A 20,494-nucleotide genomic window follows, 5' to 3' on the forward strand; every position below is an offset into this window, starting at 1 on the left:
GCCGCCGCCCGGCACCCGACGCCGGGGTGGTGCTGATGCTGCGTGTCGTGCTCGTCGACGACCAGGACCTGTTCCGGGCCGGGTTCGCGACGATCCTCGGGGCCGAGCCGGACATCGAGGTGGTCGCCGAGGCCGCCGACGGTGCGGGCGCCGTGCGTGCCGCCCTCGACCACCGACCCGACGTCGTCCTGATGGACATGCGGATGCCCGTCCTCGACGGCGTCGCCGCGACCCGCCAGGTGTGCGCCCGTACGCCGAGCCGGGTCCTCGCCCTGACCATGTTCGACACCGACGACTACCTGTACGCGGCGCTGCGGGCCGGGGCCAGCGGCTTCCTGCTGAAGGACGCTCCCCGAGCCGAGTTGGTGAACGCGGTCCGCGTGGTCGCCGCCGGCGAGGCGTTGCTCGCCCCCGGCGTCACCGCCCGGGTGATCGGCGAGCTGCACCGGCGCGGTCACCCGGATCCGGCCCGGGCAGCGGCGGTGACCGCCCTGACCGCTCGCGAGACGGACGTCCTGCGCCTGATCGCGGCCGGCCTGTCCAACGCCGAGATCGCCGCTCACCACCACCTGAGCGAGCACACGGTGAAGACGCACGTCGGCAACCTGTTCGCCAAACTGAACCTGCGTGACCGTGCCCAGGCGGTGATGGTCGCCTACGAGTCCGGTCTGGTGATCCCCGGCCACTGACGTGACCGGCCGGCGGGTCCGCGGTGCGGGAGGCCCGCCGGCCGGAGGGGTGACGCCGGTTACAGGGTGCGCGCCAGCCGGTCGGCGAGCGTCCGGGTGAAGCGGGCCGGGTCGGTCAGCTCACCGCCCTCGGCGAGCACCGCCAGGCCGTAGAGCAGCTCGGCGGTCTCGGTCAGGGCGGTGGGATCGGTGCCCTGCTCGTGGGCCTTGCGCAGCCCGGAGACGAGCGGGTGGCCGGGGTTGATCTCCAGGATCCGCTTGGTCGCGGGGATCTCGTGCCCCATCGCCCGGTACATCTTCTCCAGGGTCGGAGTGAGGTCGTGGGCGTCGCCGACGACGCAGGCCGGTGAGGTGGTCAGCCGCGACGACAGGCGGACCTCCCGGACACTGTCGGTCAGGGTGGTGCCCAGCCAGTCGAGCAGCGCGGCGAACTCCTGTCGCTGCTGCTCGCGCTCAGCCTCGGCCTGCTGCTTCTCCTCGTCGGTGTCCAGGTCGATCTCGCCCTTGGCGATCGAGCGCAGCGTCCGGCCGTCGTACGTGCCGACCCGCTCGACCCACACCTCGTCGACCTGGTCGGTGAGCAGCAGCACCTCGTGGCCCTTGGCCCGGAACGCCTCCAGGTGCGGGGAGTTCTCGATGGCGGCCCGCGACTCGCCGGTGGCGTACCAGATGTCGCTCTGGCCGTCCTTCATCCGCGACACGTAGCCGGCCAGGTCGGTGGGCTCGGCCGGGTCGTGGGTGGAGGCCACCGACAGGATGTCCAGCAGGGTGTCCCGGTTGTCGGTGTCGTCGATCAGCCCTTCCTTGACCACCGCGCCGAACTCGGTCCAGAAGGTGCGGTAGCGCTCGGCGTGGTTGGCCTTCAGGTCCTTGACCGTGGAGAGGATCTTCTTGACCAGGCGACGACGGACGATCTGGATCTGCCGGTCCTGCTGGAGGATCTCCCGGGAGATGTTCAGCGACAGGTCGTGCGCGTCGACCACACCCTTGACGAAGCGCAGGTAGGTGGGGATCAACGCCTCGCAGTCGTCCATGATGAACACGCGCTTGACGTAGAGCTGGACGCCCCGGCGGCCCTGCGGGGAGAACAGGTCGAGCGGGGCGTGGCTGGGCAGGAACAGCAGCGCCTCGTACTCGAAGGTGCCCTCGCCCTTCATGTGCACGACCTCGAGCGGGTCGGCCCAGTCGTGGCTGACGTGCTTGTAGAACTCGTTGTACTCGGTGGCGTCGACCTCGTCGCGGGGCCGCGCCCAGAGCGCCTTCATCGAGTTGAGCGTCTGCACCTCGCTGGTGGCGGGGGCGTCGTCGGTGCCGGGGCGCTCGACGGTCATCCGGATCGGCCAGGCGATGAAGTCGGAGTAGCGCTTGACGATCTCGCGGATCGTCCACTCGGCGGTGTAGTCGTGCAGGTTGTCCTCGGTGTCGACCGGCTTGAGGTGCAGCGTCACCGTGGTGCCCTGCGGCGCCTCGTCGACTCCCTCGATCGAGTAGGTGCCCTCGCCGGTGGACTCCCAGCGGGTGCCGCCGGTCTCGCCGGCCTTGCGGGTCAGCAGGGTGACCCGGTCGGCGACCATGAACGCGGCGTAGAAGCCGACGCCGAACTGGCCGATGAGGTCCTGCTTGGCGTGGGTGTCGGCGGACTCGCGCAGCTGGCGCAGCAGCTCGGCGGTGCCGGACTTGGCGATGGTGCCGATCAGCGCGACCACCTCGTCGCGGGTCATCCCGATGCCGTTGTCCCGCACGGTGAGGGTACGGGCGTCCCGGTCGATCTCCAGGGCGACGTGCAGGTCGTCGGTGTCGGCGACGAGGTCCTTGTCGACGAGCGTGGCCAGCCTCAGCTTGTCCAGCGCGTCGGACGCGTTCGAGATGAGTTCCCGCAGGAAGACGTCCTTGTTCGAGTAGATCGAGTGGACCACCAACTGAAGCAGCTGACGCGCCTCGGCTTGGAACTCCAACGTCTCGGCCTGATTGCTCACACCGTCTCCCTTCTCGGCTCGTGCGCAGGTTCGCGGAAAGGATACGAGTCGTCACCGGCCGCGTGGTGACCGCATCCCGGTCGTATTCCCGATCGGGACGGGCCGTCGGCGTGACATGGCTGACTTTGGCACACAGAAGTCAGGTGGGATAGCGTCACCACCATGAAGATCGCAGGAAGCACCGCCCTCGTCACCGGCGCCAACCGTGGCCTCGGCCGACACCTGGCCGCCGAACTCCTCGCCCGGGGCGCCACCGTCTACGCCGGCGCCCGCAACCCCGACAGCGTCGACCTGCCCGGCGTGACGCCGGTGCGCCTCGACATCACCGACCCCGCCTCGGTGGCCGCCGCCGCCGAGCTGGCCGGCGGCGTGAACCTGCTGATCAACAACGCCGGCATCGACACCCGGACCGACCTCCTCGACGGCGACCTGGACCTCGTCCGGCTGGAGTTGGAGACCCACTACGTCGGCACCCTGTCGACGATCCGGGCCTTCGCGCCGGTGATCGCCGGCAACGGCGGCGGAACGATCCTCAACGTGCTCTCCGTGCTGTCCTGGTTCGGCTCCCCGACCCACGCGGCCTACAGCGCCGCCAAGTCCGCCGAGTGGGCGATGACGAACGTGCTGCGCGTCCAACTGGCCGAGCGGGGCGTCCGGGTCGCCGGCCTGCACGTCGGCTACCTGGACACCGACATGGCCGCGGACATCACCGGCCCGAAGTCCGACCCGGCGACGGTCGCCCGGATCGGCGTGGACGGCATCGAGGCCGACTCGTACGAGATCCTCGCCGACGACCTCAGTCGTCAGGTGCAGGCCGGGCTGGCCGGCGGCGTCGCCGCGCTCTACCCGCAACTCCCCTGACCCACGACGCGACGGGCCGCCACCGGAGACAACCGGTGGCGGCCCCTTTGCTCGGGTACGCGGTCAGCTCGCCTGCAACGTCACGTCGTCGAGCACGAAGGTGGTCTGCAACGACGAGTCCTCGGTGCCGGTGAACCGCAGCGTCACCGTCTGCCCGGCGAACCCGGCCACGTTGAGGCTGCGCTGCACGTAACCGGCCGCGGCGTTGAGGTTCGAGTACGTGGCCAGTGTTGTCGAACCCACCTGCACGGCGAGCCGGTCGTACGCCGTGGAGCCGGTGGTCTCGGCGGTGTCGATGTGCAGCCAGAACGACAGCGTGTACGTGGCGCAGCCGGCCGGCAGGGTCACCGACTGGTACAGGCTCTCGGTGCGGGTGCTGCCGTACCCGTTGAGCCACGCCTTGTACGACCCGGTCCGGGCCGGCTGGCCGCTGGCGTTGGTGATCACGCCGGAGGACGCGGTCCACGGCGAGCTGCCGTTCTCGAAGCCACCGTTGCCGACCACCTGACCGCCGGTACAGGTCGGGGTGCCGCCGCTCACGGCGAGCTGCCACAGCGCGTACGCGACGCCGTCGGCCGCCCGGTTCAGCACGGTGGCGCTGACGTTGGCGGTGGTGTCGCAGGACCGGTGGTAGCAGGGGTCGTACGCGGAGTTGGCGGTGCCACCCCACTTGGCCGCCTGGGCACTGGTCTTGCGGGCGCTGGCGCCGGCGGCGTAACCCGAGGTGGGGATGCCGGCCTGCTGGAAGTAGTAGTCGTCGGAGCGGCCCTGACCCTCGACGTTCTCCTCCGGCTGAAGGCCCAACGAGTCCCAGTACGCCTTCAGCGGCGCCGCCGTGGTCGAGCTGACCCGGTTGATGAAGTAACCGCCGTTGACCGAGCCGACCATGTCGAAGTTGTAGTAGCCCTTGAGGTAGCCGCGCTGGGTGGCGTTGAGCGAGTTGACGTAGAACCGGGAGCCGTTGAGCCCCTGCTCCTCGTCGGTCCACCAGGCGAACCGCACCCTCTTCGTCATTGTCGGGTTCTGCGCGGCCAGGACCAGCGCGTTCTCCAGCAGGGTCGCCGAGCCGGTGGCGTTGTCGTTGATGCCCGGACCGGCCGACACGCCGTCCAGGTGCGCCCCGAACATGACCACCTGGTCGGCCGGGCCGCCGGGCCACTCCGCGATCAGGTTGTTCGAGGGGTACCGGCAGTTGGAGCAGTACTGCTCGGTGACGGTGTAGCCGGCCGACTGGAGCCTCGTCTTGACGTAGTTGAGTGAGGCGGTGTAGCCGGCGGAGCCGGCCCGTCGGTTGCCACCGTTGCTGGTGGCGATGGTGTTGAACTGGGTCAGGTGCGCCTGGACGTTGGTGATGGAGATGTCCGGTGCGGCCAACGCGGCGGCGGCCGCGGCGATCGGCCGGGTCACTGTCGCGGTCGAAGGTGACGCGGTCGCCGGCTGGGTGGCCAGCGTCACCGTCATCCCGGCGAACACGGCGAGCGCGACACCCGCGCTCAGCGTTCTGCCTCTCATGGGGGCTCCTCGGGGTTGGAGAGATACCCGAGACACTTACAGATGTCGATGCCACAAGCATCGGTCGTTCGTGCCGAACCGCCACCGCTTCGACGGTAGGTACCGGCGTCGGCACAGGTGAGTAGAGGTGCCAGGATGGGTAGGTAACGCCAGCAGGGGTCGTCGGGCCCGGAACGGGGGCTTGCGATGGGGTCGGATCAAGCGTGACAGGACCCGACACCGACCTGTTCAGCGGCGGTGGTGACACCGGCCGGCTGATGGCGGAGCTGAACTGGGCCCGCACCCCACTCGGCCCGGTGACCAGTTGGCCGCAGAGCCTGCGCGCCGCGGTCCGGACGGTGCTCTCGTCCCGCTACCCCATGCTGCTGCTCTGGGGAGAGGACTTCTCCCAGCTCTACAACGACGCGTACTCCGCGCTGATCGGCGACAAACACCCCGCGGCGCTCGGCGACGACGTCCGGGTGACCCTGGCCGAGGGCTGGGACGTCCTCGGCCCGCTCATCGACCAGGCCACGGCCACCGGAGTGGCCAGTTGGGTCCCCGCCCTCCGGCTGCTGCTGGAGCGGGCCGGCTACCGCGAGGAGGCGTACTTCAGCGTCTCGCACGCGCCGGTCCGCGACGACGACGGCCGCACCGTCGGCGTCCTCACCGTGTGCAGCGAAGTCACCGAGCAGGTGGTCGGCGAACGTCGGCTGCGACTGCTGCGCGACCTGTCCGTTCTCGGCGACGGACGCACCGTCGACGCGCACGCCACCAGCGCCCGGCTGACCGACGCGATCCAGGGCCACCCGCTGGACGTGCCGTTCACCGCCATCTACCTGCGCGACGGCACGATCCTGCGGCTCGTCGCCTGCACCGGCGGCGACCAGGGGTACGCGCGGGCACTACCGGACACCGTCGAGCTGGCCGACCCCGACCCGGCCGCGAACGCCTGGGGGCTGGCGGACGCCGCGCAGGGCCGACCGACCGCGGTGCCCGACGTCGCCGACCGGCTGCCCCTGCCCGGCGGCCCGTGGGGCGACCCGGTCCGGACCGCGCTGGCACTGCCGCTGCCCTCGGGCGGCGAGGAACAGCCACTCGGCGTCCTGCTGGCCGGGGTCAGCCCCAGCCGGGGGCTGGACGAGGCGTACCGGTCCTTCTACCAACTCCTGGCCCAGCAGATCGCCGTGGCGCTGCGCAACGCCCAGGAGTACGAGCAGGAGCGACGCCGGGTCGAGGCGCTCGCCGAACTGGACCGGGTGAAGACCGACTTCTTCGCCAACGTCAGCCACGAGTTCCGCACTCCCCTGACCCTGATCCTCGGCCCGCTCGCCGACGCCACCGCGCCGTTGCCCCTGGTGCAGCGGGAGCGGGTGGAAACCTCCTGGCGTAACGCCACCCGACTGTTGACGCTTGTCAACAGCCTGCTCACCTTCTCCAGCCTGGAAGCCGGGCGGGCCCGCAGCGACGCCCGCGTGGTCGACCTGTCGGCGCTCACCGCCGAACTGGCCGGCGTGTTCCGGGCCGCCGTCGAGCGGGCCGGGCTCACGCTCGAGGTGGTCTGCCCGCCGCTGCCCCGGCCGGTCACCGTCGACCCGGTCAACTGGGAACGCATCGTCACGAACCTGCTGTCCAACGCCCTGAAGTACACGTTCATCGGCCGGATCCGGGTTGCCCTGGAAGCCGACGACGAGGAGGTCCGCCTCACCGTCGCGGACACCGGCATCGGCATCGCCGAAGCGGACCTGCCGAAACTCTTCGAACGCTTCCACCGGGTCCGCGGTGCCCGCGCCCGCAGCCACGAGGGCACCGGCATCGGCCTGGCCCTGGCGTACGAGCTGGCCCGGCTGGAGGGCGGCGCGATCCGGGTGACGAGCAGCGTGGGTGTCGGCAGCACGTTCACCGTGGCGCTGCCCTGGTCGACGGCGGGCCGCACGGCGGGGACCGGGCCGTCGCCGGTCGGACGGGGCGACGCGGCCCGGGCCACCGTCGAGGAGGCGATGGGCTGGCTCAGCGAGTCGGGCGGCGATCCGACGGAGCCCGGCAACGTCTCCGGCCCGGCCGTGGACGAGTTGGCCGGCGCACGGATCCTCGTCGCCGACGACAACGCCGACATGCGGGCGTACCTCAGCCGGCTGCTCACCGGGCAGGGCTGGCGGGTGCGGGCCGTCACCGACGGCCGGCAGGCCCTCGACGAGGTCCACCGCGAACCGCCGGACCTGGTCCTCACCGACGTGATGATGCCGGTCCTGGACGGCTTCGACCTGGTCCGGCGGCTCCGCGCGGACCCGGCGACCCGGTCCCTGCCGGTGCTGGTGCTCTCCGCCCGGGCCGGCGGGCGGGCCAGCGTGGAGGGCCTCAACCTGGGCGCCGACGACTACCTGGTGAAGCCGTTCGCCGCGGCTGAGCTGATCGCCCGGGTCCGGGCCGGGATCCGGCGGGCCCGCAGCCACCCGACCGGCGACGCCACCGCACCGACTGTCGACGCGGCGCCACCGCGGCCCGACCCGGTCACCGCCGTCGCGCCACCCCGGACTGTCGCAGCCGGGCTCGACGCGCCAGGGCTGGCACAGGGCCCGACCGACCCGAGCGGGCTGGGCGACACCCTGGATGCCGGGTGGACCTACCCGTCCGCGCCCACCTCGGCCGCGGCCATGCGTCGCGACGTCCGGCTGACGCTCGACGACCTCGACGTCGACCCGGACGTGTTGGAGGATCTCCTGCTCGCCGCGTCCGAGGCGATGAACAACGCGGTCGAGCACGCGCAGCGGCCCAGCCGTCCGGAGGTGCGGGTCCGACTCCAGGTGGGCGGCGGGCGGGTCCGGATCTCGGTGCGGGACTTCGGCACCTGGCGCGACCGCCGCCCGGCGATGGACCGGGGACGCGGCGCGTTGCTGATGAACGCCTACGGCGACGTGCGGCTGGTCTCCACCGCCGAGGGGACGACGGTGACGATCGAGCGCCGGCTGGCCGACCCGGCCTGAGCGGTCTCGTTGACCGGTCCGGCCGGCCGGCGCGTCAGAGTCGGCGGCCGGAGGCGTCCCGGGCGATGATGCCGTCGAGCCGATCCCCCGGGGTCAACACGGCCGGCTCGAACCAGAAGATCACCACCTGCTTGTCGAGACTCCAGCGGGCAAGTCGGGCGTGGACCTGCCGGCCGTCCACCGTGCCGGTGATCTGCTGGGCGGGGCCGACGAAGTAACCGAAGGTCGGCGCCGGCGCGGTCGACGAGCTTTCGTCATAGCCGATCTGGTGGAACCCGGGCCTGCGGTCGGACCCCTCGACGTCGTTGACCAGGATGTCCGTGGTCAGTGCGCCGTCCGGAGACTGGCGACCGGCGGCCAGCCCGATGGTCACCTTGGGCGCACCGGGCAGGGTCACCGGGACGAAGTAGTAGATCCGCCGGTCGGCGCCGTGACGTATCCCGCTGTCCACGAACTGACCGAGGGGCTTCGGTGGCGGCTCGTCGCGGCCCGCCGTCGGCGGCGGCGTGGAGTCCGCCGACTTCTGCGCCCACGGCGAGGCACCGACCGACGGTGGCGCGACGGCGACCGGCGGCGGGTGCTCGGTCGGCGCCGGATCGCCCGGCCCGGACGCGCCGACCGCCACCACGACCACGGCGGCCAGGCCGGTCGCGAGCGTCGCCGCCCCGACTCCGGCGACGCGCCGACGGGTACGCAACCGACGCCCCTGGCGCAGCACGGTGTCCAGATCGAGCACGGCGTCGGGACGCTCGGTCGCCCGCATGGCCTGGCGGAGCCGTTCCAGCTCGCTCATCGGCGCGCCCTCTCGTCGGCTGTGTGGGGCGCGGCGGTACGCAGCTTCTCCAGGGCTCGCGAGCTGGTGCTCTTGACCGTGCCCACGGATACGGCCAGTTCCCGAGCCACCTGCGCCTCCGGAAGGTCGAAGTAGTAGCGCAGCACGACGATGGCCCGCTCACGAGGGCTGAGCGCGCCGAGGATGGTGATCAACCAGCGCCGGGTGGCCACGTCGTCGGCCACGTCGTCGCGCCGCTGCTCCGGCACCTCGTCGGTCGGATACTCCCGCATCGGTCGTCGCCACCCGTCGACCAGGTGGTTGACCAGGGTGCGGCGGGCGTACCCGTAGGCGTCGTCGTCGTGGACCCGCGACCAGGACGCGTAGGTGCGGACCAGCGCGGTCTGCGCGGCGTCCTCGGCCTGGTGGTGGTCGCCGGTCATGAGGAACGCCGCATGCACCAGTCGCGCGGACGCCGCTTTCGCGAACTCGACGAACTCCGCGTCACCCCGCGCCACCCCGAACCCTCCCCCGTGCCACACCGCTAGGGACGGGCGAGGCCGGGAAAAGGTTGAGTCCACGTCACAGCAACTTTTCCCAGTGGTCGCCCGTCTTCTCCTCCGCGCCGCCGACCGGCGCGCGAGGGGAGAGACATGTCGACGAAGGTTACCCGCCCATGGCGTACCGCCTCAGCGGCGTTACTGCTGGTGGTGGTGCTGCTCACCGGGTGCGGTCTGCCGGCCGGAGGGCAACCCGGCACCGGTCCCGTCGCCGCTGAGCCGCAGCCCAGCCGGCCGGCCACGGTCACCGCTTCCGGTCGGCCGACCGGAGTCACCGGTGTCCCGCCCAGTTCCGCGCCGACCGTCGACGTCACCTACCCCGCCACCGGCGGCAACCGCTGGACGACGGCACCCGCCGAGGCGGCACCCACGGGAGCGACCGGCGGTCGGTTGCTGCGCTACCGGATCGTCGTGGAACGCGACATCCGGGGCCTGCCGGTGGGCGACGTCGCGACGGCCATCTCCACGACGCTGAACGACCCCCGCGGGTGGACGGCCGGCGGGACGTGGCGGCTGCGCCGGGTGGGCGCCGGCGGGCCGGCCGACTTCACCATCTACCTGGCGACCCCCGGCACCCGCGACACGCTCTGCCAGGACGTGCCCGACGCCTACACCTCCTGCCGCAACGGTGGTCGGGTGGTGCTCAACGTGGCGCGCTGGGTCAAGGGGGTGCCCGGTTACGGTGCAAGTCTGACCACCTACCGGGAGTACATGGTCAACCACGAGGTGGGGCACAAACTCGGGTTCGGTCATGAGCGGTGCCCCCGGCGGGGCCGGCTGGCACCGGTCATGCAGCAGCAGACGTTGGGCCTGCACGGCTGCACCGCGAACGCCTGGCCGTACCCGACGGGCACGGACCGCTACAGCGGGCCGGTCGGGGCGTACGACGACGACATCCCGAGGCGCGAGGGTGCGTACCCGGCAGCCTGAGGCCGACGGCTCGCGGGTCACCCTCCGGTTCGCGGGAGGCGCTCCTGGTCGTATCGCAGCGTGGGATGGCGTGGGTGACACCGGGGCGGGGGCGCGTCTGGCGCTCGCCCCCGCCCACGATGTCGCCGACGGTCAGACGGGCAGGCCACCGACCTGGGTGGAGATCCACGAGCGGATCGACGGCAGGTCGACGTAGATGGACGGGCCGGTGGCGCAGGTGGAGTTGTTGTTGCCGGCCCGACTCGTCGCGCCGATCAGGTTCCACACTCCGCTGACCCGGCGCACCTGCGGCCCACCCGAGTCGCCGTAGCAGGCGCCGGAGTTGCCGTTGGTGTTGTTGGTGCAGATCTCGTACGCGCCGTTGATACCGGAGCACCGGCTGTCGGCCACGATGGACGTGTCGAGTTCGTTGGCCACGGTCGGAGCCGATCCACAGCCCCGCGGGGCGCAGGTCTGGCCCCAGCCGATGATCCGGGTGGCGGTGCCGACCGCGCCGGAGGTGCTCGGGATCGGGGCCGGCGCGTACGGGACCGAGCTGGCCAGTTGCAGCAGCTTGACGTCGACGTTCGGGTGGTTCACCGCACGGGTCACCCGCACCACGGTCCCGCCGCTGGTGCGGTTGGTGCTGCCCACCCGCACGGAGGACGGGGTCGAACAGTGCTTGGCGGTGACCGCCCAGTTGCCCTTGATCAGGGTGCCGGTGCAGCCGGAGACGTACACCAGGAAGGGGTAGTTCTCGGAGGCCGGCCGGCCACCGACCACCAGCGGGCCGACGTCGGATGCGCCGTTCCAGGTGTATGCCGTACTGGCCGGCGCGGCCAGGGTGCCGGTGAACAGCGAGTTCACCCGGCTCGCCTCGGCCGCGCTGGGGTTCGCGTTGCGGCAGGAGACCGGTGCGCTGCTGCCGGACATCAGGTCGGAGCAGAGGCCGGTGCGCCGGTCCGGCAGACCCAGGATGTGGCCGACCTCGTGGGTGGCGATGCGGGTGCGGTCGTAGCCCTGGTTGACGGCCGTGCGGCCCATCCAGATCCGGCCCGAACCGAGGCCGGTCGACTGCGCGCGGGGCCAGCCGTCGTCGACGTAGATGGTGATGCTGGCCGGGGTGCCGGCCAGGAGTCGGACAGTGCTGACCCGACTGTTCCAGATCTGCGCCGCCTGGTCGAAGTTGGTGCGGAACTCGCCGGTCCGGCTCGCGTCGTAGTAGACGGTCCGGACGGCGGCGGCCGGCGTGCCGGTGGCGAGCTGCATCCCGGCCGCCGCCAGGATCGCCACCAGCATGGCCAGCGCGGCGCGTCTCAGTTGTCCTCGGAACATCGGGCACTCCCCTGCGCTCGTCGGCGGCCACCGGCCGCCATCTCATCGATGCACGTAGATGTTAATGTGACGGCGATCGATGATGGGCATAGCGGAAGCGTCATACCGGCGAGCCGGTCGGTCAGACGTGCAGGGTGGGGCGGTAGACGAGTTCCTGGGAGCGACCGTCGAGGATCCGGCTCTCGACCAGTTCCAGGTCGAAGTCGGCCGCCTCCGAGAAGATCGGCTTCCGTCCGGTCTGACCGGTGACGACCGGGAAGATCGTCACCTGGACGAGGTCGACCAGACCGGCGGCCATCAGCGCCCGGTTCATCGACAGGCTCCCGTGCGATCGCAGGGGCACGTCGGATTCCTCCTTGAGCCGGGCGACGACGTCCACGGCGTCACCGGCTACGACTGTCGCGTCCGGCCAGTCGAGCGGGCCTTGCAGGGTGTTCGACACCACCGTCGCCGGGAGGCTCCTCATCCGCGTGACCCAGGCGTCCCGTACCTCGGATTCCTCGGTGCTCGCGGCCAGCATCTGCGCGAACTCCTGGTACGTGCGGGCCCCGAAGACCATGCGCTGCTCCTCGCCGTAGACGGCCAGGCGGTGGGCGAGCAGCTCGGGGCCCTGTTTGCCCCAGTAGCCGCCCCAGTTGCCGCTGGTGCTGCCGAAGCCGTCGAGGCTGGAGAAGACGTCGACGGTGTAGGTGGCGGTCATGATGTGCTCCGTTCAGAGGTGAGTGCGGCACGACGGGCCTGCAGGTGGGCCCGCTCGGTGTCGTTGGTGGCCAGTTCCATGGCCTGGTCGTAGGCGGCTCGGGCCTCCTCGTGGCGGCCGAGCCGGACCAGCAGCTCCGCGCGGGTGGCCGGCAGCCGGTGGTAGCCCGGGAGGTCGAGGTCCGCCAACCCGGCGAGGGCCTGCGCCGGTCCCTGCACCTCGGCGACGGCAACCGCACGGTTGAGCGCGACGACCGGGCTCGGCCGGAGCGCGAGAAGCTGGTCGTACAGTGCCAGGACCTGCGGCCAGTCGGTGGCGGCGCCGTCGGTGTGCACCGCGCCGATCGCGGCCTGGATCTGGTACGGGCCGGGCTGGTTACGCCGCAGGCAACGCCGGACCAGGTCGTGCCCCTCGGTGATGAGCGCCCGGTTCCACAGCGACCGGTCCTGGTCGGCCAGCAGCACCAGCTCGCCGGACGGGTCGAGCCGGGCCGGCCGGCGCGCCTCGGTCAGCAGCAGCAGGGCGAGCAGGCCGAGCACCTCGGGCTCGTCGGGCATCAAGGCGGCGAGCTCGCGGGCGAGCCGGATCGCCTCGGCGCACAGGTCCGTTCTGATCAACGGTCCGGCGGTGGACGCGTAGCCCTCGTTGAACATCAGGTAGAGCACGGTGAGCACGTACGGCAGTCGGTCCGGCAGCTCGTGTTCGGCGGGCACCCGGTAGGGGATGCCGGCGTCCCGGATCTTCTTCTTCGCGCGCACGATGCGCTGCGCGACCGTCGACTCCTGGATCAGGTAGGCGCGGGCGATCTCGGGTACGTCGAGACCGCCGAGCAGGCGGAGCGTGAGGGCGGTCCGCGCGTCCGGACCGAGCGCGGGGTGGCAGCAGGTGAAGATGAGGCGCAGCTGGTCGTCTTTCACCGGTCCCACCTCTCGGGGCTCGTCCTGGTGGTGCAGCAGCAGAGCCTGGGCGTGCCGCGCCTCGCGGGTCGACTCCCGGCGGAGCCGGTCCACCGCCCGGTTGCGGGCGGTGGTCACGATCCAGGCACCCGGGTTCGGCGGCGGGGTCTGCCACTTCTGCAGCGCCGTGGTGAAGGCGTCCTGGACCGCCTCCTCGGCGAGGTTGAGGTCACCGAGGATGCGGGCCAGGGTGGCGACGCAGCGGCCGTACTCCGCGCGGTAGATGCTTCCCAGGTCCATGTCGGTCGGCCGGCTCCCGGTCAGGCCTGGGACAGGTCGTCGAAGGGGCGCACCTCGACCGGGCCGCAGGCCGCCGCGCACTTCTCGGCCCAGGCCAGCGCCTGGTCCAGGTCCGCGCACCTGATGACCCAGAAGCCGGCGATGTGCTCCTTCGTCTCGACGAACGGCCCGTCGCTCATGGTGGTGGCGCCGTTCTCGATCCGTACGACGGTGGCGCTGTCCGGCGACCGGAGCCCTCCGCCGAAGACCCAGGCGCCCGCGGCCTGCATCTCGTCGTTGATCCGGCCGGTCTCCCGGAACATGGTCTGCGTCTCCTCGTCGGACGGGTCCGGCTCCCCCTCGACGGCGTGCACGGACAGCAGGTACTGCTTCATGACGATCCTCCAACCGTTCGATGGTGCGATGGCGACAGGTCAGGCGGCCAGGCGGCGCGCGACAGCGGGGATGACGATCACGGCCGCGACCAGGTGAGCGACCATCAGCAGCGCCTTGGTGGCCGACCCCGCGTCGACGATCACGTCCGGCACCAGCGACAGGAGCGTCAACACCACAGTGGTACGGACGAACGCGAACCGGGGAAGCCTGGCGAAACGGGACAGCACCGCGGCGAGAATCACCCCGACCAGCGAGAATACGGCGGTCAGCACACCGAAACCCGTCACCGGAATGGGCGAGTCGGCCACGTCGAGGCTGATCCCCGCCGCGCGTCCGACGGCGGCGACGGCCATGGTGGCGGCGCTCGCGGCGAGCGTGGCGGCGACACCGGTCCGGATCAGCGCACCGACGGTCGAGGTGATGGCGGGCGTGGTGGTCGCTGTGGTGGTCATCGTGCCCTCCCGTGGGTGTGGCCCGCCGCGGTGGCGGGCTCTCACCAGGGCTACGAATGGACCAGGTCCCAATCGACAGGCACGCCCACGTTCTTGTCGACGACTTTCGTGGACCTCAGAGCGTGCGCTGGTATTCCTCCCAGGTCCGCTTCGGGCTGACCGCTGGGCCATCATCGACGCCCCGGTTGGCCAGGCCGTTACGACCGAGGTAGTAGTCGCCGGCCTGGTTCTGCGCACCTGTCGACTGGTCGGTGTCGGAGAGCGCGATGGCGTGGATGTGGTAGCCCCAGTCCCCCTGGGCCGGGGTCCGTAGCCACGCGGCAAAGCCCACCGTGCGCAGTCGACGCAGCACGTCGGTCCGGACCGACGAGGAGAGACCGCTGACCGAGAGGTCGAGGGCGCCGCCGCCGTCGTGCGTGCCGGCGGAGGCGCCCACACCGCTGCTGTACGAGCCCTGCGTGATGCCGAGCTGGCGGCCAAGTAGGCGTTCGGCCTCGATCAGCATCGACCTGGTGCGCGTGTTGACCTGCACACCGCGCAGGGTAACCACGCTGCCGGGTGAGATCGCCCGGACCACGGTGTACCGTCCCTCGCCGAGCGACCGCAGTGACGACGGGCCGGGTAGACCTGTCGCGTCGAGACCGGCGTAGCCGAGGGACCGCTGGTACGCGGCGTACGCGGCGATCGTGCTGGTGCCGAAGTGACCGTCGACGTACGCCGACGAGAGCAGCCCTCTCGCCTGGAGTGCGCGCTCCACAAGCAGGACGCTGTCCTTGGCACCCTCGGTCAGCGCGGTGTCCGGCCGACGCGGGTCGATCTGGGCTGCCTTGACCAGCGCCTCCATGTCCAGCTGAGGCAACGCGGCCGTGGCCGAGCCAGCCAGCGGTACGGCGCCGACCACAGCCGCACCGGCGGCGACGAGCAGGTTCCTTCTCGTGAGCACGCTTCCTCCGTAGGATATTGACCAATCCACATGAACGGATGAAGCTAGTCTTCAATGCGCGAGCCGAGTTGTCACCCCGTTGGAGCGTACAAACCTCCAACGGTGACCGTTGGCCACCTTCGCGGGGGCGGACGCGGTAGTGAGCGGTATGCCGCAGATTCATCATCATGACTTTGCGACATACCGCTCAACACTCACTCGTCTAGTTGACGGAGCCCTGCTGGGTCGGGTCGGGTGCCTGCGCGACCGCCTCGTCGTCCAGGTGCCAGATCTCGCGCATCGGGGCCCACCAGTCTCCCGAGCCGGGCTCGGCGATCGACTCCTGGCACGGGTCGGTCAGCTTCCACCACTCCTGCGTCTGCGGGTCCGCGGCGATCAGCCGCGAGTCGGCCTCGTAGTCGTCGCCGACGTACTCGTAGTAGCCGAAGAGCAGGTCGTCGTGCAGGAAGATGGTGTAGTTGCGGAAGTTCGCCTCGCGCAGCGTCTGCTCGACGCTGGGCCAGACGTCGGCGTGGAGCCGCAGGTAGGTTTCCCGCTGCTCGGGGCGGAGCCGGATCACGCAGCCATGACGTTTCACGTCGTGCCCTTTCGTGTGAACTGGTTCAGGGGTGCCGAAAGCACCTGACCGTAGCGGTTGAGGGGTGCCGGGCAGGGGCCGGCCGCCGGCGATGTCGACCGGTGGTCCTCCTGCCCGGACTACCGACCGCCAGGTTCACCCGCCGGACGCCTGTCGGAAACGCAATCGTTTCGTGAACTCGGTGCGACGCAACTCACGAAACCCTGCACCTTCACCAATCCGGAACTACTGTGAGTACGACATCGTTTCGCGGGGGGTTGGGATGCTGGGTGGTCAGCAGGTGGGCGCGGGCGCCGGGGTGCCGGCCGCCCGGGTTCCCCGGTGCACCGACAGCGACCTGTTCGGTGTGGTCATCGACCTGCTGCGCGAGGTCGGCTTCGACCGGATGACCATCGACGCCGTCGCCGCCCGCGCCCACGTCAGCAAGGCCACCATCTACCGGCGCTGGGACGGCAAGGCCGAGCTGGTCGTCGCCGCCCTGCGCGACCGGCACGTCGGCGTGCACAACCCGCCCGACACCGGCAGCCTGCGCGGTGACCTGATCGAGCTGCTGCGGGCCACGGCAGCGATCTGCGTGGCCGACTGCGACCTGATGCAGGCGCTGACCTTCGCCATGCGGACCAACCCCGAGCTGGAACGCCTGGTACGTCACCAGGTGCTGCCGGCCGGGCGGGTGGCCAGCACCGCCATCCTGGTCCGGGCCGCCGCCCGGGGGGAGATCCCGCCGGAGGCCGGCGAACGGGAGCTGTTCCACGATCTCGCGCCCGCGCTCACCCTGTCCCGCATCGTCGCGCACGGCCTGCCCGCCGACGACGCGTTCCTCATCCAGGTCGTCGACCAGGTGCTGATCCCGGTCCTCCGCTACCAGCCCGACCGCCCGTCACCGGCCTGACCCACCGACATCCGCAACACGGAAGGCTTCACCATGCCCGGAACCACCTCGACCGCACCTGGCGCATCCGGCGCCGGGGCGTCGACAAGCACGCCGCACCCGCGGCGTTGGATCGCGCTGGCGGTCATCGCGGTCTCGCAGCTGATGGTCGTCCTGGACGCCACCATCGTGAACATCGCACTGCCGAAGGCCCAGGCCGACCTGGGGATCACCGACGCGAACCGGCAGTGGGTGATCACCGCCTACACGCTGGCCTTCGGCGGGCTGCTGCTGCTCGGCGGTCGCATCGCCGACTACTGGGGGCGCAAGCGCACCTTTATCGTCGGCATGACCGGTTTCGCGCTCGCCTCCGCCCTGGGCGGTCTGGCCACCACCGGCGGGATGCTCTTCGCCGCCCGCGCGTTGCAGGGCGCCTTCGGTGCGCTGCTCGCCCCGGCCGCGCTGGCGCTGCTCACCGTGCTGTTCACCGAGGCCACCGAACGGGCCAAGGCGTTCGCCGTGTACGGCGCGATCGCCGGCGGCGGATCTGCGGTCGGCCTGCTGCTCGGTGGGGTGCTCACCGAGTACGCCAACTGGCGCTGGTGCCTGCTGGTCAACATCCCGGTCGCCGCGATCGCCATCGCGTTCGCGCTCCCGCTGGTGCCGGAGAGCCGGGCCAAGGGCAACACCCGCTACGACGTACCGGGCGCGGTCGTGGTGACCGCCGGCCTGGTCTCCCTGGTGTACGGCTTCACCAAGGCCGCCGAGGACGGCTGGGACGCCACCGCGACGCTCGGCTTCATCGCCGCGGGCGTGGTGCTGCTCGCCGCCTTCGTGGTGATCGAGCTGCGCTCCAGCCACCCGCTGCTGCCGCTGCGGATCGTGCTGGACCGCAACCGGGGCGGGGCGTTCCTCACCTCGACGCTGATCGGCGCCGGCCTGTTCGGGGCGTTCCTCTTCCTGACCTTCTACTTCCAGGTGGTGCTGCAGTACAAGCCCCTGGAGGCGGGTCTCGCGTCGCTGCCGGTCACCGCCGGTGTGCTCATCGCCGCCGGTGGCGCCAGCCAGTTGATGCCGCGACTGGGCGCCAAGCCGCTGATGGTCGCCGGTGCCGTGCTCGCCGCCCTGGGCATGCTGGTGCTGACCCAGATCGACGCGGACACCTCGTTCCTCACCCACCTGCTGCCCGCGCAGGTCATCCTGGGCCTGGGGCTGGGCTTCACCTTCGTCCCGCTGTCCAGCCTCGCCCTGGTCGGGGTGCCGGAGCACGACGCCGGCGCGGCCAGCGCGACGCTCAACGCCACCCAGCAGATCGGTGGCTCGCTCGGCACCGCCCTGCTGAACACCTTCTACACCAGCGCGGTCGCCGCCTACCTGGTGGGCCGGGCGCCGAACCCGGTCACCCAGGTCGAGGCGCTGGTGCACGGTTACCGGGTGGCCTTCGCCTGGGGCGCGGCGCTGATCGTGCTCGCCGGCCTGGCCACCCTGGTCCTGGTGAAGGTCCGCAAGGAGGACGTCCCCACCGGCACCACCGTGCACATGGGCTGAGCTGACCGATGTGGCCGCCGGCCGGAGCGCCCCGAGCGTGGGGTGGACCGGCCGGCGGCCACGTCCGGTAACGTCCCGACCATCGTCGAAAATCCGTTTGAGGAGATCCATGTCGACCCCTGCTGACCAGATCATCACAGCTCTGCGCGCGGGCCACGAGGAGCTCGCCGCGCTCGTGCGGGACCTCAAGGAGGACGACCTGCTCCGGCCGTCGGGGGCCAGCGAGTGGCAGGTCTCCCAGGTGCTGAGTCACCTGGGCAGCGGCGCCGAGATCAACCTGGCGACGCTGGACGCCGCCCGCACCGGCGCACCCGGCCCGGACGGGGACTTCAACCGTGGCGTCTGGGCACGCTGGGACGCGATGGCCCCGGCCGAGCACGCCGCCGGGTTCCTCGCCGCCAACGAGCGGCTGGTCGAGGCGTACGAGGCGCTGGACGCCGAGACCCGCTCCTCGATGCGAATCGACCTCGGTTTCCTGCCGGAGCCGGTGGACGTGGCCACCGCGGCCCGGTTCCGGCTCAGCGAGTTCGCCCTGCACCAGTGGGACACCGAGGTGGCGTTCAACCCGTTCGCGGCGGTGACGCCGGGCGCGGTGGCGCTGCTGCTCGACCAGATCGGCGGCATGCTGGCCTGGACCAGCCGACCGCAGGAACTGGGCGGGCGGGAGGCCACGCTGCTGGTCCGGGTGCACGCGCCCGAGCGGACGTTCGGGCTGCGGCTGGGCGAGAAGGTCGAGGTCGTCGACGCGCCGGAGCGTCCCGACGGCGAGTTGGAGGCCCCGGCCGAGGCGTGGCTGCGGCTGGCCACCGGACGGCTGGACACCCAGCACACCCCGGACGGGGTGCGGGCGACCGGTTCGGTGACCCTCGACGACCTGCGCCGGGTCTTCGTCGGCTTCTGACCAGCGGCCGTGCGGGCCGGTCAGCCCGGCCCGCACGGCACGTCAGCCCTTCACGCAGACCACCTGCTTGAGGTGCGCGACCACCTCGACCAGGTCCTCCTGCTGGGCCATCACCTCGGTGATGTCCTTGTACGCGCCGGGGATCTCGTCGACCACCCCGGCGTCCTTGCGGCACTCCACCCCGGCGGTCTGCGCGGCCAGGTCCTCGGTGCTGAACGTCCGCTTGGCCTGCGCCCGCGACATCCGGCGCCCCGCCCCGTGCGACGCCGAGCAGTACGCGTCCGGGTTACCCCGGCCCCGCACGATGTACGACCCGGTGCCCATCGACCCGGGGATGATGCCCAGGTCACCCCGGCCGGCCCGGATGGCACCCTTGCGCGTCACCAGCACGTCCACCCCGTCGTAGCTCTCCTCGGACACGTAGTTGTGGTGGCAGCTGATCGACTCGTCGTAGGCGACCTGCGGGAACTGCTCCCGCACCACCCCGCAGAGCAGGGCCAGCATGACCGCCCGGTTGCGCCGCGCGTACTCCTGCGCCCACCACAGATCCCGCCGGTACGCGTCCATCTCCGGCGTCCCGGCGAGGAACACGGCCAGGTCCCGGTCCGGCAGGTCGGCGTTGTGCGGCAGCCCCCGGGCCACCCCGATGTGCCGCTCGGCCAGTTCCTTGCCGATGTTGCGGGACCCGGAGTGCAGCATCAGCCAGACCCGCCCCTCGTCGGCGCCGCCCTGCTCCAGGCAGACCTCGATGAAGTGGTTGCCCCCGCCGAGGGTGCCGAGCTGCCGCCGCGCCCGCGTCTCCAACTGTGCCACCCGCCGGTCCAGGCCGGCGAACCGGCCCCAGAAGTCGTCCCAGCCGGCCTGCTCCAGACCCCGGATCCGACGCGTGTCGACCGAGTCCTCGCGCTGGGTGAAGCCGACCGGGATGGTGGCCTCGATCGCGGAGCGCAGCCCGGCCAGGTCGTCGGGCAGGTCGGCGGCGGTCAGCGAGGTACGCACCGCCGACATCCCGCAGCCGATGTCGACGCCGACCGCGGCCGGCGAGACGGCCTGCCGCATCGCGATCACCGAACCGACCGTGGCGCCCTTGCCGAAGTGCACGTCGGGCATGACGGCGACACCCTGCACCCAGGGCAACGCACCGATGTTGCGCAGCTGCTTGGCGGCCTGCGGCTCGATCGCGTAGGGGTCGGTCCAGACCCGGACCGGAGCCCGGGTACCGGCGAGAGGGGTGAATCCCATCGTGGTCTCCTCGTGTCGTGCGATGACCGTTGATGATCAGGTATGAGCGCGGCGGCGGTGCGCGGATACGAAACGGCCGCCCGATCCCGGTGGGATGGGCGGCCGGCGGACG

The 20,494-nt window shown here is 71.4% G+C and carries 19 protein-coding genes and 1 pseudogene; 7 read left to right on the forward strand and 13 right to left on the reverse strand.

Going from position 1 to position 20,494, the window contains the following annotated elements; translation table 11 throughout:
- The first annotated feature begins 35 nt into the window (after nucleotides 1-35).
- The gene (locus AB0O48_RS29945) at nucleotides 36-689 is read left to right on the forward strand and encodes a response regulator transcription factor (protein ID WP_365069321.1); all 654 of its coding nucleotides are present in this window, start codon (nucleotides 36-38) and stop codon (nucleotides 687-689) included.
- Between the two features lie 59 nt (nucleotides 690-748).
- Here AB0O48_RS29945 and htpG read toward each other — a convergent pair whose 3' ends face one another.
- Nucleotides 749-2,665 (reverse strand): molecular chaperone HtpG, encoded by a 1,917-nt coding sequence (gene htpG / locus AB0O48_RS29950; protein WP_365069322.1) that lies wholly within the window; start codon nucleotides 2,663-2,665, stop codon nucleotides 749-751.
- Between the two features lie 162 nt (nucleotides 2,666-2,827).
- Here htpG and AB0O48_RS29955 point away from each other — a divergent pair, with 162 nt between their 5' ends.
- Nucleotides 2,828-3,526 carry an SDR family oxidoreductase gene (locus AB0O48_RS29955; RefSeq protein WP_357573019.1) on the forward strand — a complete coding sequence of 233 codons (699 nt, stop codon included), beginning with the start codon at nucleotides 2,828-2,830 and terminating at the stop codon, nucleotides 3,524-3,526.
- A gap of 63 nt (nucleotides 3,527-3,589) precedes the next feature.
- Here the strand turns inward: AB0O48_RS29955 and AB0O48_RS29960 are convergent, their stop codons facing one another.
- A complete protein-coding gene (locus tag AB0O48_RS29960) occupies nucleotides 3,590-5,038 on the reverse strand; it encodes a M28 family peptidase (protein WP_357239380.1) in 1,449 nt (482 codons plus the stop codon).
- Nucleotides 5,039-5,241: 203 nt separating this feature from the next.
- Here AB0O48_RS29960 and AB0O48_RS29965 point away from each other — a divergent pair, with 203 nt between their 5' ends.
- Nucleotides 5,242-8,001 carry an ATP-binding protein gene (locus tag AB0O48_RS29965; protein WP_365069323.1) on the forward strand — a complete coding sequence of 920 codons (2,760 nt, stop codon included), beginning with the start codon at nucleotides 5,242-5,244 and terminating at the stop codon, nucleotides 7,999-8,001.
- Nucleotides 8,002-8,035: 34 nt separating this feature from the next.
- Here the strand turns inward: AB0O48_RS29965 and AB0O48_RS29970 are convergent, their stop codons facing one another.
- Both AB0O48_RS29970 and AB0O48_RS29975 read right to left on the reverse strand, forming a co-directional pair.
- A complete protein-coding gene (locus AB0O48_RS29970; protein ID WP_357239386.1) occupies nucleotides 8,036-8,794 on the reverse strand; it encodes a hypothetical protein in 759 nt (252 codons plus the stop codon).
- A complete protein-coding gene (locus AB0O48_RS29975; RefSeq protein ID WP_357239389.1) occupies nucleotides 8,791-9,291 on the reverse strand; it encodes a SigE family RNA polymerase sigma factor in 501 nt (166 codons plus the stop codon). Before AB0O48_RS29975 ends, AB0O48_RS29970 begins: the two co-directional genes overlap by 4 nt.
- 135 nt (nucleotides 9,292-9,426) lie before the next feature.
- Between AB0O48_RS29975 and AB0O48_RS29980 the strand changes: the two genes are divergently transcribed.
- Nucleotides 9,427-10,263 carry a DUF3152 domain-containing protein gene (locus tag AB0O48_RS29980; protein WP_357573021.1) on the forward strand — a complete coding sequence of 279 codons (837 nt, stop codon included), beginning with the start codon at nucleotides 9,427-9,429 and terminating at the stop codon, nucleotides 10,261-10,263.
- A gap of 132 nt (nucleotides 10,264-10,395) precedes the next feature.
- Here the strand turns inward: AB0O48_RS29980 and AB0O48_RS29985 are convergent, their stop codons facing one another.
- From AB0O48_RS29985 to AB0O48_RS30020, 8 genes and pseudogenes are all read right to left on the reverse strand, one after another.
- On the reverse strand, nucleotides 10,396-11,100 hold the full coding sequence (locus AB0O48_RS29985; protein WP_357240637.1) for a trypsin-like serine protease: 705 nt from the start codon (nucleotides 11,098-11,100) through the stop codon (nucleotides 10,396-10,398).
- A 3-nt stretch (nucleotides 11,101-11,103) separates the two neighbouring features.
- Nucleotides 11,104-11,511: pseudogene (locus AB0O48_RS29990) on the reverse strand (snapalysin family zinc-dependent metalloprotease); the annotation flags it as partial.
- Nucleotides 11,512-11,698: 187 nt separating this feature from the next.
- A complete protein-coding gene (locus AB0O48_RS29995) occupies nucleotides 11,699-12,277 on the reverse strand; it encodes a dihydrofolate reductase family protein (RefSeq protein WP_365069324.1) in 579 nt (192 codons plus the stop codon).
- Entirely contained in the window at nucleotides 12,274-13,473 is a 1,200-nt protein-coding gene (locus AB0O48_RS30000) for an RNA polymerase sigma factor (RefSeq protein WP_365069325.1), read from the reverse strand. The genes AB0O48_RS29995 and AB0O48_RS30000 overlap by 4 nt, the downstream gene beginning before the upstream one ends.
- Nucleotides 13,474-13,493: 20 nt before the next feature.
- Complete coding sequence (locus AB0O48_RS30005; protein WP_357573024.1) at nucleotides 13,494-13,847, reverse strand: YciI family protein; 354 nt, start codon at nucleotides 13,845-13,847, stop codon at nucleotides 13,494-13,496.
- A gap of 39 nt (nucleotides 13,848-13,886) precedes the next feature.
- Complete coding sequence (locus AB0O48_RS30010) at nucleotides 13,887-14,300, reverse strand: DUF6069 family protein (protein ID WP_365069326.1); 414 nt, start codon at nucleotides 14,298-14,300, stop codon at nucleotides 13,887-13,889.
- Nucleotides 14,301-14,415: 115 nt separating this feature from the next.
- Nucleotides 14,416-15,243 carry a peptidoglycan-binding domain-containing protein gene (locus AB0O48_RS30015; protein ID WP_357239408.1) on the reverse strand — a complete coding sequence of 276 codons (828 nt, stop codon included), beginning with the start codon at nucleotides 15,241-15,243 and terminating at the stop codon, nucleotides 14,416-14,418.
- A gap of 202 nt (nucleotides 15,244-15,445) precedes the next feature.
- A complete protein-coding gene (locus tag AB0O48_RS30020) occupies nucleotides 15,446-15,820 on the reverse strand; it encodes an L-rhamnose mutarotase (protein ID WP_357239411.1) in 375 nt (124 codons plus the stop codon).
- Between the two features lie 262 nt (nucleotides 15,821-16,082).
- Here AB0O48_RS30020 and AB0O48_RS30025 point away from each other — a divergent pair, with 262 nt between their 5' ends.
- The 3 genes from AB0O48_RS30025 (at nucleotide 16,083) to AB0O48_RS30035 (ending at nucleotide 19,140) form a co-directional block, all read left to right on the forward strand.
- Complete coding sequence (locus AB0O48_RS30025) at nucleotides 16,083-16,712, forward strand: TetR/AcrR family transcriptional regulator (RefSeq protein ID WP_357239414.1); 630 nt, start codon at nucleotides 16,083-16,085, stop codon at nucleotides 16,710-16,712.
- A 33-nt stretch (nucleotides 16,713-16,745) separates the two neighbouring features.
- The gene (locus tag AB0O48_RS30030; RefSeq protein WP_357239417.1) at nucleotides 16,746-18,239 is read left to right on the forward strand and encodes an MFS transporter; all 1,494 of its coding nucleotides are present in this window, start codon (nucleotides 16,746-16,748) and stop codon (nucleotides 18,237-18,239) included.
- 109 nt (nucleotides 18,240-18,348) lie between these two features.
- On the forward strand, nucleotides 18,349-19,140 hold the full coding sequence (locus AB0O48_RS30035; protein WP_365069327.1) for a maleylpyruvate isomerase family mycothiol-dependent enzyme: 792 nt from the start codon (nucleotides 18,349-18,351) through the stop codon (nucleotides 19,138-19,140).
- Nucleotides 19,141-19,182: 42 nt separating this feature from the next.
- Here the strand turns inward: AB0O48_RS30035 and AB0O48_RS30040 are convergent, their stop codons facing one another.
- Nucleotides 19,183-20,382, reverse strand: coding sequence for an RtcB family protein (locus AB0O48_RS30040; RefSeq protein ID WP_357573026.1), 1,200 nt, complete (start codon nucleotides 20,380-20,382; stop codon nucleotides 19,183-19,185).
- Nucleotides 20,383-20,494 lie beyond the last annotated feature (112 nt).

It is taken from the genome of Micromonospora sp. NPDC085948, from assembly GCF_040686315.1.
In the GTDB taxonomy this organism is placed as follows: Bacteria; Actinomycetota; Actinomycetes; order Mycobacteriales; family Micromonosporaceae; genus Micromonospora.

Bases quoted from the DNA above. Each gene is read 5' to 3' on its own strand.
- AB0O48_RS30005 (WP_357573024.1), bottom strand. From the start codon at position 13,847: ATGAAGCAGTACCTGCTGTCCGTGCACGCCGTCGAGGGGGAGCCGGAC.
- AB0O48_RS29960 (WP_357239380.1), bottom strand. From the start codon at position 5,038: ATGAGAGGCAGAACGCTGAGCGCGGGTGTCGCGCTCGCCGTGTTCGCC.
- AB0O48_RS30025 (WP_357239414.1), top strand. From the start codon at position 16,083: ATGCTGGGTGGTCAGCAGGTGGGCGCGGGCGCCGGGGTGCCGGCCGCC.
- AB0O48_RS29945 (WP_365069321.1), top strand. From the start codon at position 36: ATGCTGCGTGTCGTGCTCGTCGACGACCAGGACCTGTTCCGGGCCGGG.
- AB0O48_RS29995 (WP_365069324.1), bottom strand. From the start codon at position 12,277: ATGACCGCCACCTACACCGTCGACGTCTTCTCCAGCCTCGACGGCTTC.
- AB0O48_RS30000 (WP_365069325.1), bottom strand. From the start codon at position 13,473: ATGGACCTGGGAAGCATCTACCGCGCGGAGTACGGCCGCTGCGTCGCC.
- AB0O48_RS30035 (WP_365069327.1), top strand. From the start codon at position 18,349: ATGTCGACCCCTGCTGACCAGATCATCACAGCTCTGCGCGCGGGCCAC.
- AB0O48_RS29980 (WP_357573021.1), top strand. From the start codon at position 9,427: ATGTCGACGAAGGTTACCCGCCCATGGCGTACCGCCTCAGCGGCGTTA.
- AB0O48_RS30040 (WP_357573026.1), bottom strand. From the start codon at position 20,382: ATGGGATTCACCCCTCTCGCCGGTACCCGGGCTCCGGTCCGGGTCTGG.
- AB0O48_RS29955 (WP_357573019.1), top strand. From the start codon at position 2,828: ATGAAGATCGCAGGAAGCACCGCCCTCGTCACCGGCGCCAACCGTGGC.
- AB0O48_RS30010 (WP_365069326.1), bottom strand. From the start codon at position 14,300: ATGACCACCACAGCGACCACCACGCCCGCCATCACCTCGACCGTCGGT.
- AB0O48_RS30030 (WP_357239417.1), top strand. From the start codon at position 16,746: ATGCCCGGAACCACCTCGACCGCACCTGGCGCATCCGGCGCCGGGGCG.
- AB0O48_RS29970 (WP_357239386.1), bottom strand. From the start codon at position 8,794: ATGAGCGAGCTGGAACGGCTCCGCCAGGCCATGCGGGCGACCGAGCGT.